The organism is Methanococcus voltae, assembly GCF_017875395.1.
Lineage (GTDB): Archaea > AGJL01 > Methanococci > Methanococcales > Methanococcaceae > Methanococcus > Methanococcus voltae_C.
Window position 1 is genome coordinate 362,779 of record NZ_JAGGMO010000002.1, and the last position, 21,364, is coordinate 384,142.

The window sequence follows — 21,364 nt, forward strand, 5'->3', positions numbered from 1 at the left end:
TTTCAAAAAAATCCCTCATAATAGTTAGTTTTGACCATTTTAATAATATGAGTATATAATTAAAGTTTATTTATATAAATATCGATTAATTTAAATTATTATGGCATAATTACACAATATTTATTTGATTACGTATAAATTGATTATTTTTAATACAAAGATATAATAAACATAAAACATATTATTTTAAACAAAAGTATAAAAATTTATAAAAAAATTATAAGAGAAAAAATAAAAAATAAAATATAAATAAAAATAACTTAGTTAATTTTTTCAGATGTCTAATTTACAAGGTGTTTTAATGGAATGGGTTGAGAAATATAGACCTAAATCTATGAATGATGTAGCAGGGCAAAATAAAATCAAAGAAGAGCTTACCAATTGGATTGAAGAGTATATTCAGAACGGTGGATACCATAAACCGTTATTACTTGCCGGACCTCCAGGCTGTGGAAAAACCACTTTAGCGTACGCTTTAGCAAATGATTACAATTTTGAAGTGGTAGAATTAAATGCAAGTGATAAAAGGAATAAAAACGTAATTCAACAGGTTGTAGGTACTGCTGCAGTTTCAAAATCATTAAGCGGTAGGCGCTCATTGATAATTTTAGATGAAGTAGATGGTTTATCAGGTAATGAAGATAGAGGGGGGGTTTCAGAAATTATAAAGGTTGCAAAAACTGCAAAAAACCCTATAATACTTACAGCGAACGACCCGTACAAATTAAACTTGTCTTCACTTAGAAATTCTGTCCATCTTGTGAATGTTAATTCGGTACATACTAACTCGATACCACCAGTACTTAGGAAAATAGCATTACAGGAAGGCTATGAAGTTGACCCAAAAGCTATTAAAATGATAGCTTCACATGCTAGTGGTGATTTAAGAGCTGCAATAAATGATTTGGAGTCATTGCTAATCGGAAGAACTACGCCTATGGAAACCGAGGACGTAAGAAACTTAGCAGACCGGGATAGTAAAGGAAATATCTTTGACGCAGTTAGGATTGCATTAAAAACTACACACTACGATATTGCAGTTTCTACGACTAGAGACTTGAATGAAGATATTGGAACTATTCAAGAGTGGTTAGCTGAAAACATACCGAGAGAATACCAAAAGCCACACGAAATAGCAAAAGCTTACGATTACATTTCCAAATCAGATATTTACCTTGGCAGGGTTTACCGTAGGCAACATTTTGGATTTTGGAAATATGCTTCAGCGCTAATGACTGCAGGAGTTGCATTATCTAAAGACGAAAAGTATCGGGGATTCATACGATATTCGCCCCCTACAATATTTACTAAATTAAGTAGGTCCAAAGTACATCGTCAAAAAACTAAAGCATTAGCCTTAAAAATAGGTCAAAAAGTGCATTTGTCTTCTAAACGTGCTATGGAATATATGCGGTTATTGCCATTAATTTTTGAGAATGATATGGATACTTCAATAGGATTAATTGAGTATTTTGAATTAACCAAAGATGAAGTAGAATTTTTAAGTAAGAAACCTGTTGCAACTAAAATATTTAAGCAAATTCAAAAAAATGAAAAAGAACAAGCTAAAGCAAGGAAAAAAGAACTCAAAGAGATGGAAAAATTAAATAAAGAAAGTGATAGCGAGTCTAAAACAGCATCTAAAACTAAAAGTAAGAGTAAAGGTAAAAAAGATAAAGCTTCCAATTCTGCGAAAGAAAATGGAAATAGCTTAGAAAAATTCTTAAATCCCGTTAAGGTGGAAAAAGAAATAGAAATAGAAAATGAAAAAAAAGATGATAATTCAGATAATTTAAAAAATACACCTAAAAGTCAAATTACATTGGATAATTTCTTTTAATATATTTTAATATTTTTTAATATATTTTAATTTGTATTTTCGCTATTTTCTTTGCTTAAATACAATGTTTGCGATGGAAATGCAAAATTTAAATTTTCTTTTTCAAATTCTTCCCTTATTTTTAAATTAACGTTTTCACAAGTATTTAAATAATAATCATAACTTAAATTGTTAACGTAATATTCTACACGTATATCTAACGAATAAGCACCATAATTCGTAAAATTAACCCATATGGGGTCTACAACCCCCTCTTCATCATTTAATATCTTTTTTACAATGTTTGTTGCTTTTATAATCTCTTCTTTTGAAGTATCATAAGTAAGTCCTAGAGTAACGACTGTCCTTCTTTTCCTTCTTGCACTTTTATTTTCAATTTCCGAATTTATTATGTCCGTATTTGGTATTATTAACAAGCTATCATCAAAAGAACGTATTTTTGTACTTCTAAGTCCTATTTCTTCAACAAAACCTTGTCCTGTATCCCATTTTATCCAGTCGTGAGTTATAAATGTATTATCAGTGTAAATTATAATTCCCGCTATGAAATTTTCTAAAGTAGGTTTTGAAGCCAAAGCTACAGCTAAACCTCCAATACCTAGACCTGCAACTACTGTAGCAATATTGAAACCCATATTTTCCAATGCTAAAATTATGGCTCCCAAAATAATCATTATTTTTAATAATTTTCGGACTGGTGGTAGTATATGCCCATGTAATCTATTGTCAGAGGTTTCAATTCTCGGGTTGATGTAATGCACAAACATTTTGTCAATAAACGACATTGTGAACAATACCATTGCAATAATATAGGAAATTGATATCGCGTCATTTAGCAAAACTCTACAATGAGGTTCTAATGTCAATGAAAGGGACGCATATCTAACTGCACTAGTAAATACGAATATTACTATTGGAGTAATTGCTGAATCAATAAAAATACAGTCTATACCATTTCTTCCATTCTTAATTTTCTTTTTTAATCGATATTCCAATAATTTTTTTGTTAATTTTGCAACCACCATTCCCAATAGAATATAAATTAAAAAGTAAAAATACTTGTATATTGGATTTCCAAAAAGTATATCATTTATAAATTCCATTATCGTAACCCCCTTGGTTAAAATTACCTATAAAATACAATACGTGAAGAAAATAATAATAATAATAATAATAATAGTAGTAATAATAGCTAATTAAATACATTTAAAATCTACAATATATTATAACATATTTGAATATTATATATGTTATTTATTATTTGGATTTATATAAAAAATAATAAAAGAAAGTAAGAAACTAAAAAAGTAAAAATATTAAAAAAGAAATATTAAATTATTTAAATTTATTTAAATGTTCATTTCTTTCATTTTTTCTCTAATTGGAGTTACAATTTTAATCATTGACTCTGCAACCATATTTTTCAAGTCCATTGGGTGTAAACCTTCCACATATGCCTTTTCTAATTCTTCATATGAGTTAAATACGATATTTCCACCGTATTTTTCAGGTCTTTTCAATTCTGCAGGGTAGTCCAAGTAATAGTGTGCAATTTCTAAAATTGGGTTTCCACTTACCTCTTTCATAGGGCAGTATGCTTCTTTTATTTTTTTCTTAATGTCGCTATCTTCGTCATCTGCAGCGATTAAATTTCCTTTTGAAGATGACATTTTACCAACACCGTCTAATCCGGATAAAACTGGATTATGTAAGCAAATTGGTGTTTCGAAGTCCATGTTTGGCAATAATTCTCTAGCTAAAACGTGTATTTTTCTTTGTTCCATTCCACCAACAGCTATTGCAACGTTTAAGTATTTTATATCGTTTACTTGCATTAACGGGTAAACTACTTCTGCTACTTTTGGGTTATCGTCTTCTCTTGCGATAACTTCCATACTTCTTCTTGCTCTTTTCAATGTAGTTTTTAAAGCCAATTTGTAAACATCTTCAGTGTATTGAGCCCCTAATTGGTATTCTGAACCATATACATAATCTGCTTCAAGCCCCATAGCTTCAAATACTGATCTATTGTATTCACCTAATTCCCTAATTTCTTCGAGGGTACCTTTTTGATTTAAGTAAGCGTGGAAGTCTGCCAATAAAATTACAATTTTAAAGCCTGCTTTGTGTAAATCCATCATTTTTCTAATTTGTAAGTAGTGACCCATGTGAATTTTACCACTTGGTTCAAAACCTATGTATGCTATCTTTTCCCTTTTGTTTGTTTCGTCGGATAACATTTCTTTTAATTCGTCTTCTCCGATAATTTCAACACTGTTCCTTTTAATAAGGTCAAATTTTTCATTAGCGTTCATTATATCTACCTATTATGTATTAATCAATAATTTATAATGTAATATTTATAAGATTATATATTGTAAAAAATCATATTTATAAGATTAAAATATAGATTAAAGTATTAAATAAATACGAGTTTAATATATTAAACACTTCCGTATATAAATTTATAGTACCATTAAAATATCTAAATTATATAGTTATTGAATACTAAAAATATTGATTTTATAATTTCTATCATTATTACTATAATTTATATATATTATGTAACAACTATGTAATAGGATAGTTAAATTTTATTAATTAAGGTGAATTATGAAAAGAGTTATATCAGTTAGTGGTTCTGAAGAAGAAACAGTTGAAATATGTGAAAAGGTTGCTAAATTAGGTTTGGAATGTTCCTTTGATTCAAAGGTTAAAAGTACTGACGGCTCGATTTCAAGTATTATGATTAAACTTTACGATAATGACCGTATAAGATTAAAAGAAGGGCATAAAGATATTTTAGCAATAATAACTGACGTTAAAAACAAATATAATGCAAATAAAAAGGGAATGTTCACATATCAATTTACCGATTTAAAAACGCCTGTTAACAAAGATTTGATAATGGATGCGTTAAAATACTCTAAAATAAAATATGAGTATTTAAAAAGTGAAAACGAGTTACTTGCAGAAATAACCGCTCAAGAATTAGATGATTTACTTAAAGAATTACAAGAAATCTACATAGATTTATCTTACTACCCCATTGGTTCAAAACCGGTTAAAAATGCCGTAGTACTTGGTGTATTTATCTCAGGTGTTGAGATGGAAGATATATTAGAATTAGGGCTTGAAAAAGGTTGCTTTAGGGAAGAAGATGATAGAATTGTGTTAAATATGGATATTGATAAAGTAAAAACCATATTATGCAGTGCAGCGAATTAAAAAATCAACAAAAATAAGATATAAATCCTGCATATAACAAAATATATAAATAAAATATGGCCTATATACTTACAACTACCCAAAATTATGAGTATGTCAAATAATTATTTATTAACGATTACGTATTATTAATTAATAATTAATAATTAATAATTAATAATTAATTGTTTATTATTTATACAGTAATTATTACAATTATTATATTACAATTTTAAAATTTTATAATTACGCTATATAAACCATAAACCATATTGGTGAAAACATGATTAAAATTATAAAACAAACGGAAAACTACCTCGAATTTGAATTAAAAAATGAAGACCATTCATTACCCAATATATTAAAAGATATCTTATTATCAAAAGAAAATGTAGTAATGGCTTCATACAATGTTGAGCACCCAGTTTTAGACCCTGAAAGTGGTAAATACATCTCAAACCCAGTTTTAGTTTTGGAAACTGCTGAAGGAACTAGTGCAGTTGAGATTTTAAAAGAAAGTTTAAGCGATTTAATCGAATTATGTGATGCAGGATTAAAAGATTTATAATCGACATAGTTGATATTAATCTAATTATAATCATATCTGCTATTTTTTTAATTTATATTATAATTGTTAATTATGCTTTTGATATGAATAATATCTATTTTTGAAATTTATTTCCAACCTATATTATGCTTTAAGTTGTAACATAAAAATACTAAATAGTAATCTATTTAATTTATAAGTTAAATAAATTGATAACGTTGAATAGTTAAATATTTACATTTTTAAACATTGTTGGTGAAAAAAATGGTAGACCTTATAAACCAAAAAAACCCTATTTTAGCAGGTATATTATCCTTTTTAATAGTGGGTGCAGGTCAAATATACAATGGGCAGATTAAAAAAGGTATATTATTATTAATAGCTGGTTTAATCTCCGGATTCTTAATGTTTTTCTTAATTGGATTTATACTATTACCTATTGTTTATATATACGCGATTTACGACGCTTACACTACTGCAGATAAAATAAATAAAGGCGAAATCGTTATTAATTAAATTTATATTTTTTTATTTTTAGTATAATTTACTATTTTTAATAATTTTATTACTCATGCTACAAATTTCTATATATAGTTTAACGACAATAACGTTAAACAATATTATTTCTTTAAAAATTTTTAAAATATTTAAATTTTATTTTTATCGTAGTAATATTTATATAATAGTTAATCAATATTAAATTTGCTCCATGTTAAGACTGCAAAGTCATATAACAATTACAGGAGGCTACACAATGGACAGTGTAAAAATAATAAACGCAGTGAAGGAGGCTCGAAATTCAGCAAAGCCGCGAAACTTCACACAGTCTGTTGACCTTATCATAAACCTCAAAGAGCTTGATTTGTCAAGACCTGAAAACAGGATGAAACAACAAATCGTGCTCCCAAGCGGTTTAGGAAAAGAAATCAACATTGCTGTGATTGCTAAAGGAGATTTAGCTGCTCAAGCTGAAAGCATGGGCCTCACTGTAATAAGACAGGAAGAATTAGAAGAATTAGGAAAAAATAAAAAGCAAGCTAAGAAATTAGCTAACGCAAACCAATTCTTTGTTGCACAAGCTGATATGATGCCTATTGTAGGTAAATCATTAGGTGCCGTTTTAGGTCCTAGAGGTAAAATGCCACAACCTGTTCCTGCTAATGCAAACCTTAAACCTTTAATTGAAAGGTTTGGTAAAACCATTAGCATCAACACAAGAGATAAAGCATTTTTCCAGGTTTACGTAGGTAAAGAATCAATGAGTGACGAAGAACTTGCAGCAAATATCGAAGCAGTATTAAATACTGTTGCTAGGAAGTATGAAAAAGGACTTTATCACGTTAAAAGCGCATTTACAAAACTTACCATGGGTGCTTCAGCGCCTATAGAAAAGTAGAGGGGTTGAGATTATGAGTGAAGTAAAATTTGAACATAAAATTGCCTCTTGGAAAGTAGATGAAGTTAACGCATTGAAAGACTTACTTAAAAGTGGTAATGTAATTGCTATTATTGATATGATGGAAGTTCCTTCAGTTCAGCTTCAAGAAATAAGAGACACAATCAGAGACTCAATGACTTTGAAAATGTCAAGAAATACATTAATGAAAAGAGCGATTGAAGAAGTCGCTGAGGAAACAAGTAATCCTTCATTTACAAAATTAATTGATTGTATGGAAAAAGGTGCTGCACTTATTGCAACCGAAATGAACCCATTCAAACTCTACAAGACTCTTAACGAGAGCAAAAGCCCTGCGCCAATTAAAGCCGGAGCTACTGCACCTTGTGATATTGAAATTAAAGCTGGTTCAACCGGTATGCCACCAGGACCATTTTTAAGTGACTTGAAAGCTGTAGGTTTACCTGCTGCAATCGAGAAAGGTAAAATTGGTATCAAAGAAGATACAATCGTTGCTAAAGAAGGAGATGTAGTATCCGCTAAATTAGCTGTGGTATTATCAAAATTAGATGTTAAACCTATGGAAGTAGGTTTAAACGTATTAGGCGTTTACGAAGATGGAATTGTATACGACCCTGAAGTATTAAAAATTGATGAGGACGAATTCCTCGCTAAATTACAAAATGCTTACACTGGTGCATTCAACTTATCCGTTAATGCAGTTATTCCAACATCAGCTACAATTGAAACAATCGTACAAAAAGCATTCTCCAATGCTAAGGCTGTATCAGTTGAAAGCGCATTCTTAACATCAGAAACCTCAGACGCTATCTTAGGAAAAGCTACAGCTCAAATGTTAGCAGTTGCTAAATTAGCTGGTGAAGATGCTTTAGATGATGAATTAAAAGGAATGGTAAGTGGTTCAGAAGCAGAATCAGCTCCTGCAGCTGAAGAAGCTCCTGCAGCTGAAGAAGAGAAGAAAGAAGAAGCTCCTGCAACAGCAGGTATGGGCTTATTGTTCTAAAATCTTCAATTTTTTAGTATAACATATGAATAAATTTAATATATTTGATTATAGAAATATAATTATAGGAAAAATAACGATTTAAAAAAATCTAAAGTATATATTGAAAAAATATATATACTTCAATAGATTATCTGAAAACTAATAATTATAAAAACACAAAACGAAGTAAATTATTAGTATTTGAGGTGTACTTTATGGAATACATATACGCAGCTTTATTATTAAACTCAGCAGATAAAGAAATCACAGAAGATGCAGTTAAAGCAGTTTTAACCGCTGCTGGTGTAGAAGCAGACGATGCAAGAGTTAAAGCATTAGTTGCTGCTTTAGAAGGAGTAGACATTGAAGAAGCTATTGCAAAAGCAGCAGCAGCTCCTGTTGCAGTTGCAGCAGCTCCTGCAGCAGCTGAAGCTCCTAAAGAAGAGAAAAAAGAAGAGAAAAAAGAAGACAACGGTGCTGCAGCAGCAGCTGGTTTAGGCGCTTTATTCGGATAATTAAATTAAATCCGAATATTCTCATTTCTTTTTGATAAATTAGACGATAAAACTTGTTATTTTTTAAATATTTAGATTTAATAAAATAGATTATTTTAAAACATTTTATGATATTGTAATTTTAATTGTAATATATAACTATATCCATAGATATAAATACATCTATATCTTTGAATAATATTTGCGTATTCTAATTAAATTTTTAATATAATTGGGACATATGTGTAATACGATTATAAAAAGTATATAAATACCTTTATATACTATATAAATAAAACTTATATTATATGTAATATAGGTGAGAGCTATGGAGCCTGAAATAAAAATTGTTAATGTAGTAGTTTCAACACAGATAGGAACAGACATAGATTTAGAATATGCTGCCGATGTTTTAGACAACGCAGAATATGAACCAGAGCAATTCCCGGGTTTAGTTTGTAGATTAAGCGACCCAAAAGTTGCATTATTAATATTTAGAAGCGGTAAATTAAACTGTACTGGTGCTAAAAATAAGGAAGAAGCAGAAATAGCTATTAAAAAGATAATGGCAGAACTTAGAGAAGCAGGCATGGAATTATTCGATAATCCTGAAGTTAACGTTCAAAACATGGTTGCTACAACCGAATTGGGTATGGAACCTAACTTAGACGATATTTCAACATTAGAATGCACAGAATATGAACCAGAGCAATTCCCTGGCTTAGTATACAGATTAAGCGACCCAAAAGTTGTAGTATTAATATTCGGTAGCGGTAAAGTTGTTATAACAGGTTTGAAGAAATTTGAAGACGCATATATTGCATTTAACAAAATATTGACTACATTAAAAGAGCTTGAAGAAGAATTTTACTAAATTTACTAAATTTTGAATATTAATTATTTTATCCATTTTTTTAATATATACTACCCTTTACATTATTTTTATTTTATTTTATTTTTATTTTATATTTAAGTTGTGTCCATATTGCAACATAGTATAGATAAGATATTAAAATATGTATATATACTATAATTGTGTATTTTTTATGTAATCTAATTTTAATTTAGTTTAAATCCATTATTATTATTATTATTATTATTGATTTAATAAATAGTTATATATTAAATAATTATACAGGTGCATGTGAATTATGATTGCTATTATCGATTATAACGCAGGAAACTTAAGAAGCATTGAAAAAGCATTTTCAATCTACGAAAACAACGTAAAAGTCACAAATGACCCCGAAATTATATTATCCGCTGATAAAGTCGTATTACCCGGCGTAGGAAACTTTGGAGATTCTGTAAAGAATATAGAAGCAGTTAAATTTGACGAAAAAATATGTGATAAATTAAATACGAATTGTTCAAATTTAAAAGAGTTAATCACCCAAGATATTGGAAAAGTACCTTTTTTAGGTGTTTGTGTTGGAATGCAACTACTCTTTGAAAAAAGTGAAGAAAGTGAAGGGGCAGGATTAAGCGTATTTAATGGGGAAGTAGTTAAATTTACCGATGTTCCAAAGATACCTCATATGGGTTGGAATAACGTTAAACAAATCAAAGATATACCATTATTTGAAGGAATAAAAGATAACGATTACTTTTATTTTGTTCACTCATATTATGTAAAAACTTTTGACGAAAAAATAATTGCAGGTACCTGCGATTATGGTACTGAATTTACCTGTGCAGTTAATAAAGATAACATCTACGCTACACAGTTTCACCCCGAAAAAAGTGGAAAATCCGGCTTAAAAATGATTGAAAACTTTATAGAGTTAATCTAAAAAATAAAAAAAAGTTAAAATATTTAAAATAGTTAAAAAATAAAATTAAATTCTATTTTTTTTTATAAATTATTATATTGGTTATGAGTATATACTGTTCGTATTTTATTTATAATAAGTAATCTTTAGCTACGTCAACGCCACATCCTGCGTCGTATCCAAGTTTTTTAAGACCTGCTTCGATTAATGCTAAAGTACCTAATATATGGTGCTCTTTTACGCTACCCATGTGTCCAATTCTAAAGATTTTACCTTTTAAGTGAGCTTGACCGCCTGCAACTAAAACATCGTAATCTTTGTTTAAAGTTCCTCTGAAATCCTTGTCACTTACTCCTTCAGGGTACAAAGCAGATGTAACTGTTACAGATCTTGCTCTTTCTTTTGCGAACAATTCAAGACCCATTGCTTCTAAACCTGCTCTTGTAGCTTCTGCAAATTTATCGTGTCTTTTGAATCTGTTGTCTAAACCTTCGTCAAGTACGATTTCTAAAGCTTTATTCATTGAGTAAGTCATTGATACTGATGGAGTGTAAGGTGTTTCTTTGCTACTTTCCCACTTTTTCTGGTAAGCTTTGATATCTAAGTAGAATGATTTGGTTTCGGTTTTATTGATAATTTCCCAAGCTTTGTCATTTACTGAGATAGCTGCCATTCCAGGAGGTGCAGCAATACATTTTTGGGAACCAGTTACACAAATGTCGATGTTGAATTTATCTACATCCACATAATCGCCACCCAATGAAGAAACAGTATCTACAATGTAAATTGCATCGTGTTTTTTCACTACTTTTCCAATCTCTTCAATAGGGTTTTTTACACCAGTTGATGTCTCGTTGTGAACGATTGTAACTACTTTTGTGTCAGGGTTTTCTTCGAGTGCTTCTTTAACCTTTTCCACGTCAGCCATGTCCCCCCATTCATTTTCAAGCTTTATTGTGTTTGCTTTGTATGTGTTTGCAATTTTGTAAAACCTGTCTCCAAAGTTTCCATTTACTATGTTTAGTACTTTATCCCCTTTGTCCACGGTGTTTGAAATTGCCATATCCATTGCTGCAGTTCCTGAACCTGTTATTAAGTGCGCATCATATTTTGTTTGGAAAACTTTTTTCATTTTGTCCACTGTATCTTCCAAAAGTGCTCCGTAATCTGCGGTTCTATGCCCAATAATAGGTAAGGACATTGTGTTTAAAACTTCGTTTGGAACCATTGTAGGTCCAGGTATCATTAATAACTTTTCAGTATTCAATTTCATCAAATCCCTCGAGGATATTGTTGTTTTATTTTTTATTTTATTATTTGGAATTATTTATAAATTATTTTATTATATTTTAACTATATTCTATATATTTTGTTATATTATACATATTTTTACATTGTTTAATAGTATAAATAGTTAATTTATTTAGAATATAATATATTTAGAGTACTAATTTTAGAATACTAATTTTAGAATACTAATATTAGTAAATATAAATAATCCAATATTATTATCGATATCCTTTTTAATTACTATTATATAATAATTAGCATAACTGAATTTAAAATAAAATATGATAAATTCTAGCAATAAGTGATATCGTTATAAAATTATACTAAGTTAATAATTCAAGGTATGAGGGATAAAATGAATAAGAATGAAGAAAATAAAAGTCCATTTGATAATAAAGTTTGTGAAATTTGTGGAAAACCTGCAAAAACATATAGATTTGGAGCCATGATATGCGAAAGCGAAGAATGTCTTGATAAAGCAATGAGTCAACGAGGAGGTCCCGCAGGACACCAGCTAAGAGTGGCTTCCATAGGTACCTTGAATCCGGTTAAAATTAGCGCAGCTCAGGAAGCCTTAAACCGTGCCTTAGGCAGTGTTTTGATAACTTCAGTAGATGCCGATAGTAATGTATCCGACCAACCTATTGGATTCGATGAAACATTTAAAGGTGCATACAATAGAGCAAAAGAAGCGTATGATAAAGCTTCTTCCATGTATGGAATAGGCTTAGAAGCAGGCATTGTTGAAATCGGTGAAAAAAAGTTAGATATCCATATTTGCGTAATTTATGATAGCTTCAGACATACAGTAGGCACATCTTCAGGATTTCAAGTACCTCAAGAAATACTTTCGGGGATTGAAAAAGGTGTTGAATGTGGAGAAATTGCGGGAAAACTATATGGTAACCCAGAAATAGGTAAAAATATAGGCTTAATAGGACAGCTTACTGATGAAAACATAGTTAGAAAGGATTTATGCAAGCAAGCCATTACTATGGCATTAGTACCAAGATTGGCACAGAATATGACTACTAAATTCTAAATTATATTTTTAATACTGTTTTAATTATGATTTGTTTTTTTATTTTTACTTATAACCACAAACAATAGATTATTTTGGATATTCTAACAAATAAAATATATTTAAATGGTTAAATTCTTAAATAAAATAGAAAAGCATAAAAACGTATGTTGAATAAATATATAAAAGTAATTTAAAGAATTCTACAAATTTTTATAAAATTTATAAAATTTATAAAACTTATAATTTATTAGTACTCAAATTAAAAATAAAACGTTATATAGAACTTTAAATAATAGATATTATTGAATTCACTAAATCAATATATTGTATGGCTTAGCTAATAGGGTATTTGTATCAATTTATCATTTTTAAAAACAAAGATTAAAAAATAATACGAAAATTGAAAATTGAAAATTGAAAATATATAAATAAGCTTAAATATCGATAATCATCTAATTTAATATATAATGTGTTATTTTTGTTTTCACATTGGGAGAGGATATTGTGAAAGTAAATAATTTAAAATGTGGCTACTGTGGGGCATGCGTTGGCATATGTCCGAGGAACGCAATTGAACTTATTGAAAATAAAATAGAAATTAACGATGAAAAGTGCAAAGGTTGTAAACTTTGTAAAGAAATATGTCCAGTAAATGCTTTGGAGGAATAAATATGAGGGCACTAATTAACAGTTACGACGTCGTAGTTATCGGCGCAGGACCTGCAGGGAGCATGGCTTCATATAATGCTTCAAAGATGGGAGCTAAAACACTATTACTAGAAAAATCACAGGAGATAGGCGAACCGGTACGTTGTGCGGAAGCAGTTCCTAAAATCGATGAATTATACGGAATACCTGCAGACCCAAGTTTTGTACGTACCAAATTAGATGGTGGTTACATAGTAGCACCAAACGGTAAAGTAATAGCTATTAAGGGCGGAAAAACTGACGGATACGTTGTTGAAAGAAAAATATTCGACAAACACCTTGCAATTAGAAGTGCAAACCAAGGCACTAAAATTGCCGTAAAAAGTAGAGTTACAAATATAGAAAAAGAAGGAAGTGGCTATATTGTAACTATCAATCATATGGGCGAAGAATACAAAGTAAGAACCAAAATAGTTATTGCTGCAGATGGTGTTGAAAGCTCCATGGCTGAAATGGTTGGTTTAAAATCCAAAAAGAATGTTAAAGAAGTATGCTCTTGCGCAGAATATGAAATGACAAACGGAAAATGTATTGACGATAAAATGCTCGAGCTATACTTTGGAGGTGTTGCACCACAAGGTTATGCTTGGATATTCCCAAAAGGAGATACTGTAAACGTAGGTTTGGGCATAATTGGGGGCGAAAAGAGTGCATTAGAATATTTGGATGAGTTCATAACTAACCCTGTACTTGAAGGGCGATTAGAAAATGCCACACCTGTTGAATTTAAATGTGGTGGTGCTCCTGTTGGAGGGCCTATTGAAAAAACATATGCTGAAGGTTTCATGGTTGTGGGCGATGCTGCAGGTCAGATTAGTCCATTAACCGGTGGTGGAATATCACTTTCCATGGATTGTGGTTTAATCGCGGGAGAAATAGCAGCAAAATGTGTTAAACAGAATGATTGGTCTGAAGAAGCTATTAAAGAATATGAAACAATTTGGCACGAAAAATATTTACATTTACTCAATAATGACTTAAAATATAAAAATATCCTTCAACAATTAACGGATAAAGAATTAGATGCAATAGGGGATTCTATTGATGGAGATTTAGAGGATGTAAATGTTCCAAAAATAGCATTAAAAGCAGTTAAAAAGTCACCATCATTATTAAAATATTTAAAAGAGATATTATAAAAATTAAATTAATTTATTTTTTTATTTTTTTATTTTTATTTTTATTTTTATATTTTTATATTTTTATATTTATATTTTCATTTTATTAGTAATTATAATTTTATATTATTTTTAACGTTACTTTAGTATTATATTATTTTATTATTGGCAGTATTATTTATTAAATATTTTAAATATGCTTTTCCTATATTCATAAATAAATAACAGCCCGATAAGGAATATAACCAATAAAACGTTTTCTTTTACAAATATTGATAAGTAACCCGCCTTAGGAATTACAAATAAATTATCATTCCAGGATAAAGCTCTTTTCTTAATTTGCTCCGGTTTGACAAGTTCGGGGTCTCTATCCTGATTATTATCCCCCTTGATTATATAATAAAGATTACCATTCTTGTCAGTGTAATTTCCAATAATCCTATGGATTACAGGTTTAATATTTCCATTGTCGGAATATAGCCCATACTTGTAATTATCATATACTACTAATTGGTTGGGGTAATTTCCTAATTCAGGAACCCAGTGGGCGTCATAAATAACTACATCCCCTGTTTTTAAATTATTTAAATCAAATTCAAAACCGGCGTTTTCAACTAAAACAAAGTCTCCCCGCTCCATTATTGGATACATACTGTTAGAAACGACCACATTGACATGCGTCCAAATTAAAAGGAACAATATTACGAAAATTGCAAATTCTAAAATACTTCTACTGAGGTTTTTATTTTTTTTATTTGGTTCAGTATTTTTATTAGGTTTCTTATGGTTATCATCTTTATTATCCAAATCAGATATCTCAAATGTATTATTACCTTTATTGTTGGTTTTATTGCGAGTGGATTTTTTAGTAATAATACCATCTCCATTAATATTTAATATAATTGCTTATTACATTTTAATATTATATTCATAGTTCATATATATTACTAATCATTATTTTAAAATTATCTCTAATCCATATGGCCTATAGCATACATATACGGCGATATTTCCGAAAGATTTATATAGTTTGAATTGCAAAGTTAAAAATGTAAAAGACAGAGGTGATTTCATGGCAGAAATTCCAGTAGCTCCAGTAGTGAGAATATTAAAAAAAGCAGGCGCTGAAAGAGTAAGTGAAGGTGCAGCAAAATTATTCGTAGAAGAATTAGAAACTATCGCAATGGACATTGCAAAAGAAGCAGCAGAATTATCAAGACACGCTGGTAGAAAAACCGTTAAAGTAGAAGACATCAAAATGGTTTTAAAAAGATAATTTAACGGTTATTCTTTATATTTTCGTTTTAAATATTGTTAATTACTCTTAAAAATATTATAAAATACTATATTGATTTACAATATACTTTTATTTATAATATTTTTATCATTTTTAATTAATTAAAATGATAAAAGTATACCATTTTTAAATTGCTATTTTGAATTATTATATCGATATGTTGAATCGTTGATTATTATTATTATTATTATTATTATTATTCGTATTATAATTATTATTCTCATTATAGTTAGTATCCTAATATATTGTACAAATATCTAAAAATAGTGAAAACTGCATTTTAATTTTTCGGCATTTATATGGATTTCGGGCTATACTTTTATATAGTGAATGAATATAATATTTAGGAATTTTTATCCGTAACTTTACCAATAATTTATTCATAAAATCTGAACGTTACTGGTTCATTAATATTAATTTTAAGTTAATAGATACCGTAAATTTAAAAAATTTAAGAATAACATGGATGGTAAATAATTTCCAAATTGAATATCAAAATAAATTATAAAATAATGAGTATAATACTACGAGAATAACATATACGAGAATATTAAGAGGTTTTGAAATGAGAGTTGTATTTGCATTAGGCGGTTCTGTATTAATGCCCAAAGAAGGGGCTTCAAAAGAAAATATTGCATCTTATGCCGAAACCTTCAAAAAACTAAAAGATGAAGGTCACGAAATTTCCGTTATCATTGGCGGAGGAAACACGGCTAGACAGTATATTTCAATCGCAAGGGAATTTACAAATGATGCTTTTTGTGATGAAATAGGGATTATGTCGACTCGATTAAATAGTATGCTTTTAATATCTGCGTTAGGTAATTACGCTGTCAAAAATGTTCCTACAAGCTTTAAAGAAGCTGAAACTATTTTGAATTTAAATAAAATTGTCGTTATGGGCGGTACTCACCCGGCACATACAACCGATGCAGTTTCTGCTTCATTGGCGGAGTTTTTAGATGCTGATTTATTAGTAATTGCTACAAACGTGGATGGCGTATATACAAACGACCCACGTATTGATTCAAACGCTAAAAAATTAAAAGAAATGACAATTTCTGAATTATTAGAAATTACTGGAAATAGTTCAATTTCGGCAGGTTCTTCAAGTGTTGTGGACCCACTTGCATCCAAAATAATCGACAGAGCAAAATTAAAAACAATTGTGGTTAAAGGAACTCCATCTGAAATCATTGGCTCAATTAATGGTAATCACGACGGTACTACAATATTACCATAATCACTATTTATTTTATTTTAAACTATTTTGAGTAAAAATTTTAAGTAATTATCAGCATTATTTTTTTACAATAGAATTTTATTACTATTAATCTACAAATCAAATTTATTACATAACTTTATATTTTAAAAATAACAATTTATAATAAATTATAATAAATATATGCAAAATACATAAGTTATAGAAAAATAATTAAACTATAGCATAATTAGGGTGTAAAATATGGAAAAACATAAACATTGTATAAACTGTGGATTATCAGTACCTCCTGAAGAAGACTTTTGTTCTACAAAATGTAAGGAAGAATTCGCTAAAAGAAGAAAAAAAATGTTAAGAAGTCAACTTTTAATGTTTGGTGCTTTTGTTATCGTATTTGGTGCTTTGATAATATCAAAATATTTTGGTTAATAGTGAAATAGGGGACTTATAAAACTTAACCTATTTAAAATATCAAATAATTACCAAATAATTTTATTTAATTTTATTTAATTTTTTAATTCATATCTTATTTTAATATATTCTATAGATTATTTCAAAACTAACGAGGGATGGGACATGAGTAATACTAATTTAAAAAAATATAATATTTATGAAGTTGGAAAATATTTTAAAGGTCAAAAACCAGAAGATAAAAATCATGTTGTAATCTACGAGGAATATATTCCTTGTATGGAAGGTTTATCAGTTGGTAACAAAATCATGCTCATATTTTGGTTCAATAAATCCGATAATGAAGAAAAAAGAAGTATTATGAAAGTCCACCCGCGTGGAAATGTTAAAATACCAATGAGGGGTGTTTTTGGTACTCACTCACCGGTTAGACCTAATCCTATCGCTTTATATGAAGTTAACATATCAAACATTGATTTTGAAAAAGGTATAATTTATATTGAAGAAGAAATTGATGCTTTTGACGAAACTCCTTTAATTGACATCAAAGTATCTGCTAATTCTTTAGATTTTGAAAAATATGGCGAAAAAGTTGAAAATTACGATAAATACGGATGTAAATAAAAAATAATAAAATAATAAAATATAATAAGATATACTAAAATAGCTTAATTATTTGTAAAATTTGTAAAATTGTGAAAATATGGAAATTTTAAAAGACCTTCCAATAACTGATAATCATATTCATGTCGATGAAAAAAATGGCATGGGCTCGGTAAAAGTTGCCCAATTATTTGAAAAAGCAGGCGGTAAAACCATGGTAATTCCCAATAAACCTGCTTTTAGCTTGGAATTGGAAAAACCAATTGATGAATTACTTTTATCATTGCAAAAAATCGAAGAAGAAACAAATGTAAAGGCTTTCGGTATGGCGGGCGTACATCCGGTAGAGTTTATTAACTTTGTTAGGAATGGTATGAGCATTGAAGAAGCTAAAAATAGGATTATTAAAGCACTAGACTATTGTCAAAAGATTGTAATGGAAAATGACAATATTGTAGGGATTGGGGAAATTGGTAGGCCACATTTTGAATTAACTGGCGATGATGCTGAAATACTATGGGATACATCAAACGAATTGTTTACTTATAGTATGGCACTTGCAAAAGATGCCGATTGTGCCATCCAAATACATGCTGAAAGTGCTTCAGATGCACAGTTTAAAGAATTTTCGGAAATGGCAAAATCGGTGGGCTTAAATCCTGAAAAAGTAATTAAACATCATTGTGATAATCGGGTTAACGAAGGTATCAAATATGGAATCATGCCTTCAATTGTGGCTTCTTCCCCTTGTGACGAAGCTATTGTCATATCTGACCGCTTTTTGATGGAAACTGATTACATAGATGATTTAAAGCGCCCTGGTGTTGTATTAGGTATAAAAACCGTTCCGAGACGTACGAGGAAACTGTTGCAAAATGGTTTGATGACTGAAGAAATGTGTTATAATATTCATAAAAATAACGTTGAAAAGTGTTATGATATTGAAATTGACTTTTAATTGAAAATAAATGATAATAGAAATAGAAATAGAAATAGTAAAATAAAAAATAAAATAATAAAAAGAATAAAAAAAGAATAATAAAAAGAATAATAAAAATTATTATAATTTTATAATTCCCCCATTAATTTAGGGAATCCATTATAATAACTTTCTTTTATTTCGTCTGATGAAATGTTTACAATTTCTTGACCGTTTAATTCAACTTTTAATTGTTTTTCAGCTGTTAAATTACCCAATTTTGTTGCAAATATCTCATTGCTACTGAATTTTGAAATTACGTACTCCATAATTTCAGGAGTTACTGCTACTAAGATTCTACCTGATGATTCTGAGTAAAGATTTGTGATATTTGACAAATTACTGTTGATAGCAATATCCGCACCGAAATCAGTATTCATTGTCATTTTACTTAATGCAATAGCTAATCCCCCTCTTGAAAGGTCGACAGCTTCGTTAATTAATCCATTTTCGATTAAATCAACTAATATATTGTACGTATTCATTTCTTTTTTCAAGTCCGCTTTTGGGATAAATCCATCTTCGGTGTTGTGAATTACTTTGTGATACTCGCTACCGCCCATTTCTTCCTTAGTTTCACCGATTAATAATAAAACATCATTTTCTTTTGGTTTCACTAATACATTAGGTATTAATTCGATGTCCTTAATTTTTCCGATGATGCTTATTGTAGGTGTTGGGTTTATAGGGTAATCCTTGCCTTCGATGATTGTTTCGTTATATAAACTTACGTTTCCACCCACGACAGGAACGTTTAAAAACTCTGCTGCATCTGTCAATCCTTCGATTGATTTTTTAAGTTGCCAGTATCTTTCAGGCTTTTCAGGGTTTCCAAAGTTTAAGTTGTCTAACATACCGATAGGTCTAGCACCTACAGTCGCTAAATTTCTTACGCTTTCGCATACCAAAGTTTTAGCTGCTTCGTAAGGGTTTAATTTTGAGAATGTAGAGTTACAGTCAGCTGTTAAAGCTACACCCATTGGGTAAATATCTTGTACTTTTAAAGCTGCTGCGTCCTTTCCTGGTTTTACAACGGTTCTTAATTGAACTTCGTGGTCATATCTTTCATAAATGTTTGATTTTGAACATATGTTTGGACTTTCGAGCATCTTTTTAAGTGTTTCGTTGTGCTCTTCTTTAGTTTTTGGAGTTTTTGCATCTGCTTCCAATTTTTCCATATCTGCTACTTTTTCTTTTATATCTTCTTTTTCAGGCAAATCGTACAATGGAGCTTCACATAATAATTCAAGCGGTAAATCAACTACTAATTCATCATTGTGGTAAGCAATTAATCTTTTTGTACCTGTTGTTTTACCGATTACTGCACAAGGTAATTCGTATTTTTCGAAAATGTTTAGCAATTCTTCTTCAGAGCCTGCTTTAACAGCAAATAAATTTCTTTCTTGACTTTCTGAAATCATTATTTCGTAAGGAGTCATTCCTTCTTCCCTTAAGAATACGTTTTCAAGGTGTAATTCTGCACCTACGCCGCCGCTAAAACACATTTCAGAACATGATGAGGTTATACCTGCTGCCCCTAAATCCTTCATTGCTGTTACATTGCCGGTTTTACAAGCTTCTAATGTTGCATCGATTAATTTCTTTTCTTTGAATGCGTCACCGATTTGAACACTTGGTCTATCGCCTTCACTTTCACTGGTTAAATCTTTTGAAGCAAATGAAGCTCCCCCGATACCATCTTTTCCAGTGTCGCCCACTAAAATTATTGATAAGCCTTCTTCTTTTGCCTTACCTTCGATAATTTCATCTTCGTGGACTAATCCAATAGCTACAACGTTTACGAGGTTATTGTAATCATATGATGAATCGAATTCGCATTCTCCACCAACGGTTGGAACACCGATTCTGTTACCGTAGTCTCCGATACCACTCATAACTCCATCTACGAGCCATTTTACCTTATCTTTTTCATTTCCTTTGATGTCACCAAATCTGAGTGCATCTAATAAAGCTATTGGCTTTGAATTCATTGAGATAATATCTCTGATAATTCCCCCGACTCCTGTTGCTGAACCGTTGTATGGGTCGATATATGACGGGTGGTTGTGGCTTTCCATTGCCATTGCTACGCATATGTCTTTATCTAGCCTTATAATCGCTGCATCATCTCCAGGACCTACAATCATATTTGGGTTTTCCTTTACAGTTCTTCCAAACATTTTTAAAAGGTTTTTAGAGCTTCTGTACGCACAATGTTCACTCCATAAGTTTTCAAACATTGCTATTTCTACATCATTTGGCTTTCTGCCCAATTGCTCTTCAATAAACTTCAAATCGTTCGTATCAACCATTTTTACACCTTTGTATATGTAAATGAGACATATATATGTTAAAATATAATTTTAATTTTGGTAAACTTAATACATAATAAATTATGTTTTTGTATATATTATTATGTGTATTTTTGAGAAATTAAGAAAGAAAAACGA

The 21,364-nt window shown here is 29.8% G+C and carries 22 protein-coding genes; 17 read left to right on the forward strand and 5 right to left on the reverse strand.

The annotated features are described in order from the left end of the window. The first annotated feature begins 301 nt into the window (after positions 1-301). Positions 302-1,840 carry a replication factor C large subunit gene (locus J2127_RS04020; protein ID WP_209732257.1) on the forward strand — a complete coding sequence of 513 codons (1,539 nt, stop codon included), beginning with the start codon at positions 302-304 and terminating at the stop codon, positions 1,838-1,840. A gap of 26 nt (positions 1,841-1,866) precedes the next feature. On the opposite strand, the gene J2127_RS04025 is transcribed toward J2127_RS04020, so the two are convergent. Next, a complete protein-coding gene (locus J2127_RS04025; protein WP_209732258.1) occupies positions 1,867-2,943 on the reverse strand; it encodes a mechanosensitive ion channel family protein in 1,077 nt (358 codons plus the stop codon). A 246-nt stretch (positions 2,944-3,189) separates the two neighbouring features. Then, the gene (locus J2127_RS04030; protein ID WP_209732259.1) at positions 3,190-4,155 is read right to left on the reverse strand and encodes a tyrosine--tRNA ligase; all 966 of its coding nucleotides are present in this window, start codon (positions 4,153-4,155) and stop codon (positions 3,190-3,192) included. A gap of 298 nt (positions 4,156-4,453) precedes the next feature. Here J2127_RS04030 and J2127_RS04035 point away from each other — a divergent pair, with 298 nt between their 5' ends. From J2127_RS04035 to hisH, 8 genes are all read left to right on the forward strand, one after another. Continuing rightward, entirely contained in the window at positions 4,454-5,068 is a 615-nt protein-coding gene (locus J2127_RS04035) for a DUF2067 family protein (RefSeq protein WP_209732260.1), read from the forward strand. 262 nt (positions 5,069-5,330) lie between these two features. After that, positions 5,331-5,615 (forward strand): DNA-directed RNA polymerase subunit L, encoded by a 285-nt coding sequence (locus J2127_RS04040; protein ID WP_209732261.1) that lies wholly within the window; start codon positions 5,331-5,333, stop codon positions 5,613-5,615. 243 nt (positions 5,616-5,858) lie between these two features. Continuing rightward, positions 5,859-6,110 (forward strand): hypothetical protein, encoded by a 252-nt coding sequence (locus J2127_RS04045; protein WP_209732262.1) that lies wholly within the window; start codon positions 5,859-5,861, stop codon positions 6,108-6,110. A 238-nt stretch (positions 6,111-6,348) separates the two neighbouring features. Beyond that, a complete protein-coding gene (locus tag J2127_RS04050; RefSeq protein WP_209732263.1) occupies positions 6,349-6,990 on the forward strand; it encodes a 50S ribosomal protein L1 in 642 nt (213 codons plus the stop codon). A gap of 13 nt (positions 6,991-7,003) precedes the next feature. Beyond that, positions 7,004-8,014 (forward strand): 50S ribosomal protein L10, encoded by a 1,011-nt coding sequence (locus J2127_RS04055; protein ID WP_209732264.1) that lies wholly within the window; start codon positions 7,004-7,006, stop codon positions 8,012-8,014. A 197-nt stretch (positions 8,015-8,211) separates the two neighbouring features. Continuing rightward, positions 8,212-8,511 carry a 50S ribosomal protein P1 gene (gene rpl12p / locus J2127_RS04060; protein ID WP_209591086.1) on the forward strand — a complete coding sequence of 100 codons (300 nt, stop codon included), beginning with the start codon at positions 8,212-8,214 and terminating at the stop codon, positions 8,509-8,511. Positions 8,512-8,818: 307 nt separating this feature from the next. Further along, complete coding sequence (locus J2127_RS04065; protein WP_209732265.1) at positions 8,819-9,364, forward strand: TATA-box-binding protein; 546 nt, start codon at positions 8,819-8,821, stop codon at positions 9,362-9,364. A 277-nt stretch (positions 9,365-9,641) separates the two neighbouring features. Beyond that, on the forward strand, positions 9,642-10,283 hold the full coding sequence (hisH, locus tag J2127_RS04070; protein WP_209732266.1) for an imidazole glycerol phosphate synthase subunit HisH: 642 nt from the start codon (positions 9,642-9,644) through the stop codon (positions 10,281-10,283). Between the two features lie 109 nt (positions 10,284-10,392). Here the strand turns inward: hisH and J2127_RS04075 are convergent, their stop codons facing one another. Continuing rightward, positions 10,393-11,535: a pyridoxal-phosphate-dependent aminotransferase family protein gene (locus J2127_RS04075; protein ID WP_432442924.1), complete on the reverse strand. Its 1,143-nt coding sequence runs from the start codon at positions 11,533-11,535 to the stop codon at positions 10,393-10,395. Between the two features lie 372 nt (positions 11,536-11,907). Between J2127_RS04075 and yjjX the strand changes: the two genes are divergently transcribed. The 3 genes from yjjX (at position 11,908) to J2127_RS04090 (ending at position 14,423) form a co-directional block, all read left to right on the forward strand. Next, positions 11,908-12,594, forward strand: a complete 687-nt coding sequence (gene yjjX, locus J2127_RS04080) for an inosine/xanthosine triphosphatase (RefSeq protein ID WP_209732268.1) — start codon at positions 11,908-11,910, stop codon at positions 12,592-12,594. Between the two features lie 483 nt (positions 12,595-13,077). Continuing rightward, entirely contained in the window at positions 13,078-13,245 is a 168-nt protein-coding gene (locus J2127_RS04085) for a 4Fe-4S binding protein (RefSeq protein ID WP_209732317.1), read from the forward strand. Between the two features lie 2 nt (positions 13,246-13,247). Continuing rightward, positions 13,248-14,423 (forward strand): geranylgeranyl reductase family protein, encoded by a 1,176-nt coding sequence (locus tag J2127_RS04090; RefSeq protein WP_209732318.1) that lies wholly within the window; start codon positions 13,248-13,250, stop codon positions 14,421-14,423. A gap of 153 nt (positions 14,424-14,576) precedes the next feature. On the opposite strand, the gene J2127_RS04095 is transcribed toward J2127_RS04090, so the two are convergent. Further along, positions 14,577-15,209, reverse strand: coding sequence for a S26 family signal peptidase (locus J2127_RS04095; protein ID WP_245326445.1), 633 nt, complete (start codon positions 15,207-15,209; stop codon positions 14,577-14,579). A gap of 265 nt (positions 15,210-15,474) precedes the next feature. Between J2127_RS04095 and J2127_RS04100 the strand changes: the two genes are divergently transcribed. From J2127_RS04100 to J2127_RS04120, 5 genes are all read left to right on the forward strand, one after another. Continuing rightward, the gene (locus tag J2127_RS04100; RefSeq protein WP_209732269.1) at positions 15,475-15,678 is read left to right on the forward strand and encodes a histone family protein; all 204 of its coding nucleotides are present in this window, start codon (positions 15,475-15,477) and stop codon (positions 15,676-15,678) included. Between the two features lie 586 nt (positions 15,679-16,264). Further along, positions 16,265-16,942 (forward strand): UMP kinase, encoded by a 678-nt coding sequence (gene pyrH / locus J2127_RS04105; RefSeq protein WP_209732270.1) that lies wholly within the window; start codon positions 16,265-16,267, stop codon positions 16,940-16,942. Positions 16,943-17,164: 222 nt separating this feature from the next. Further along, a complete protein-coding gene (locus J2127_RS04110; protein WP_209732271.1) occupies positions 17,165-17,350 on the forward strand; it encodes a DUF2116 family Zn-ribbon domain-containing protein in 186 nt (61 codons plus the stop codon). 147 nt (positions 17,351-17,497) lie between these two features. After that, positions 17,498-17,956, forward strand: coding sequence for a TrmO family methyltransferase domain-containing protein (locus J2127_RS04115; protein ID WP_209732272.1), 459 nt, complete (start codon positions 17,498-17,500; stop codon positions 17,954-17,956). Between the two features lie 79 nt (positions 17,957-18,035). After that, the gene (locus J2127_RS04120; RefSeq protein ID WP_209732273.1) at positions 18,036-18,893 is read left to right on the forward strand and encodes a TatD family hydrolase; all 858 of its coding nucleotides are present in this window, start codon (positions 18,036-18,038) and stop codon (positions 18,891-18,893) included. A 110-nt stretch (positions 18,894-19,003) separates the two neighbouring features. On the opposite strand, the gene purL is transcribed toward J2127_RS04120, so the two are convergent. Continuing rightward, positions 19,004-21,226 carry a phosphoribosylformylglycinamidine synthase subunit PurL gene (gene purL, locus J2127_RS04125; protein WP_209732274.1) on the reverse strand — a complete coding sequence of 741 codons (2,223 nt, stop codon included), beginning with the start codon at positions 21,224-21,226 and terminating at the stop codon, positions 19,004-19,006. Between the last annotated feature and the right edge of the window lie 138 nt (positions 21,227-21,364).

Coding starts and splice junctions, on each gene's coding strand:
- J2127_RS04020 (WP_209732257.1), top strand. CDS start 302: ATGGAATGGGTTGAGAAATATAGACCTAAATCTATGAATGATGTAGCA.
- J2127_RS04025 (WP_209732258.1), bottom strand. CDS start 2,943: ATGGAATTTATAAATGATATACTTTTTGGAAATCCAATATACAAGTAT.
- J2127_RS04030 (WP_209732259.1), bottom strand. CDS start 4,155: ATGAACGCTAATGAAAAATTTGACCTTATTAAAAGGAACAGTGTTGAA.
- J2127_RS04035 (WP_209732260.1), top strand. CDS start 4,454: ATGAAAAGAGTTATATCAGTTAGTGGTTCTGAAGAAGAAACAGTTGAA.
- J2127_RS04040 (WP_209732261.1), top strand. CDS start 5,331: ATGATTAAAATTATAAAACAAACGGAAAACTACCTCGAATTTGAATTA.
- J2127_RS04045 (WP_209732262.1), top strand. CDS start 5,859: ATGGTAGACCTTATAAACCAAAAAAACCCTATTTTAGCAGGTATATTA.
- J2127_RS04050 (WP_209732263.1), top strand. CDS start 6,349: ATGGACAGTGTAAAAATAATAAACGCAGTGAAGGAGGCTCGAAATTCA.
- J2127_RS04055 (WP_209732264.1), top strand. CDS start 7,004: ATGAGTGAAGTAAAATTTGAACATAAAATTGCCTCTTGGAAAGTAGAT.
- rpl12p (WP_209591086.1), top strand. CDS start 8,212: ATGGAATACATATACGCAGCTTTATTATTAAACTCAGCAGATAAAGAA.
- J2127_RS04065 (WP_209732265.1), top strand. CDS start 8,819: ATGGAGCCTGAAATAAAAATTGTTAATGTAGTAGTTTCAACACAGATA.
- hisH (WP_209732266.1), top strand. CDS start 9,642: ATGATTGCTATTATCGATTATAACGCAGGAAACTTAAGAAGCATTGAA.
- J2127_RS04075 (WP_432442924.1), bottom strand. CDS start 11,535: ATGAAATTGAATACTGAAAAGTTATTAATGATACCTGGACCTACAATG.
- yjjX (WP_209732268.1), top strand. CDS start 11,908: ATGAATAAGAATGAAGAAAATAAAAGTCCATTTGATAATAAAGTTTGT.
- J2127_RS04090 (WP_209732318.1), top strand. CDS start 13,248: ATGAGGGCACTAATTAACAGTTACGACGTCGTAGTTATCGGCGCAGGA.
- J2127_RS04100 (WP_209732269.1), top strand. CDS start 15,475: ATGGCAGAAATTCCAGTAGCTCCAGTAGTGAGAATATTAAAAAAAGCA.
- pyrH (WP_209732270.1), top strand. CDS start 16,265: ATGAGAGTTGTATTTGCATTAGGCGGTTCTGTATTAATGCCCAAAGAA.
- J2127_RS04110 (WP_209732271.1), top strand. CDS start 17,165: ATGGAAAAACATAAACATTGTATAAACTGTGGATTATCAGTACCTCCT.
- J2127_RS04115 (WP_209732272.1), top strand. CDS start 17,498: ATGAGTAATACTAATTTAAAAAAATATAATATTTATGAAGTTGGAAAA.
- J2127_RS04120 (WP_209732273.1), top strand. CDS start 18,036: ATGGAAATTTTAAAAGACCTTCCAATAACTGATAATCATATTCATGTC.
- purL (WP_209732274.1), bottom strand. CDS start 21,226: ATGGTTGATACGAACGATTTGAAGTTTATTGAAGAGCAATTGGGCAGA.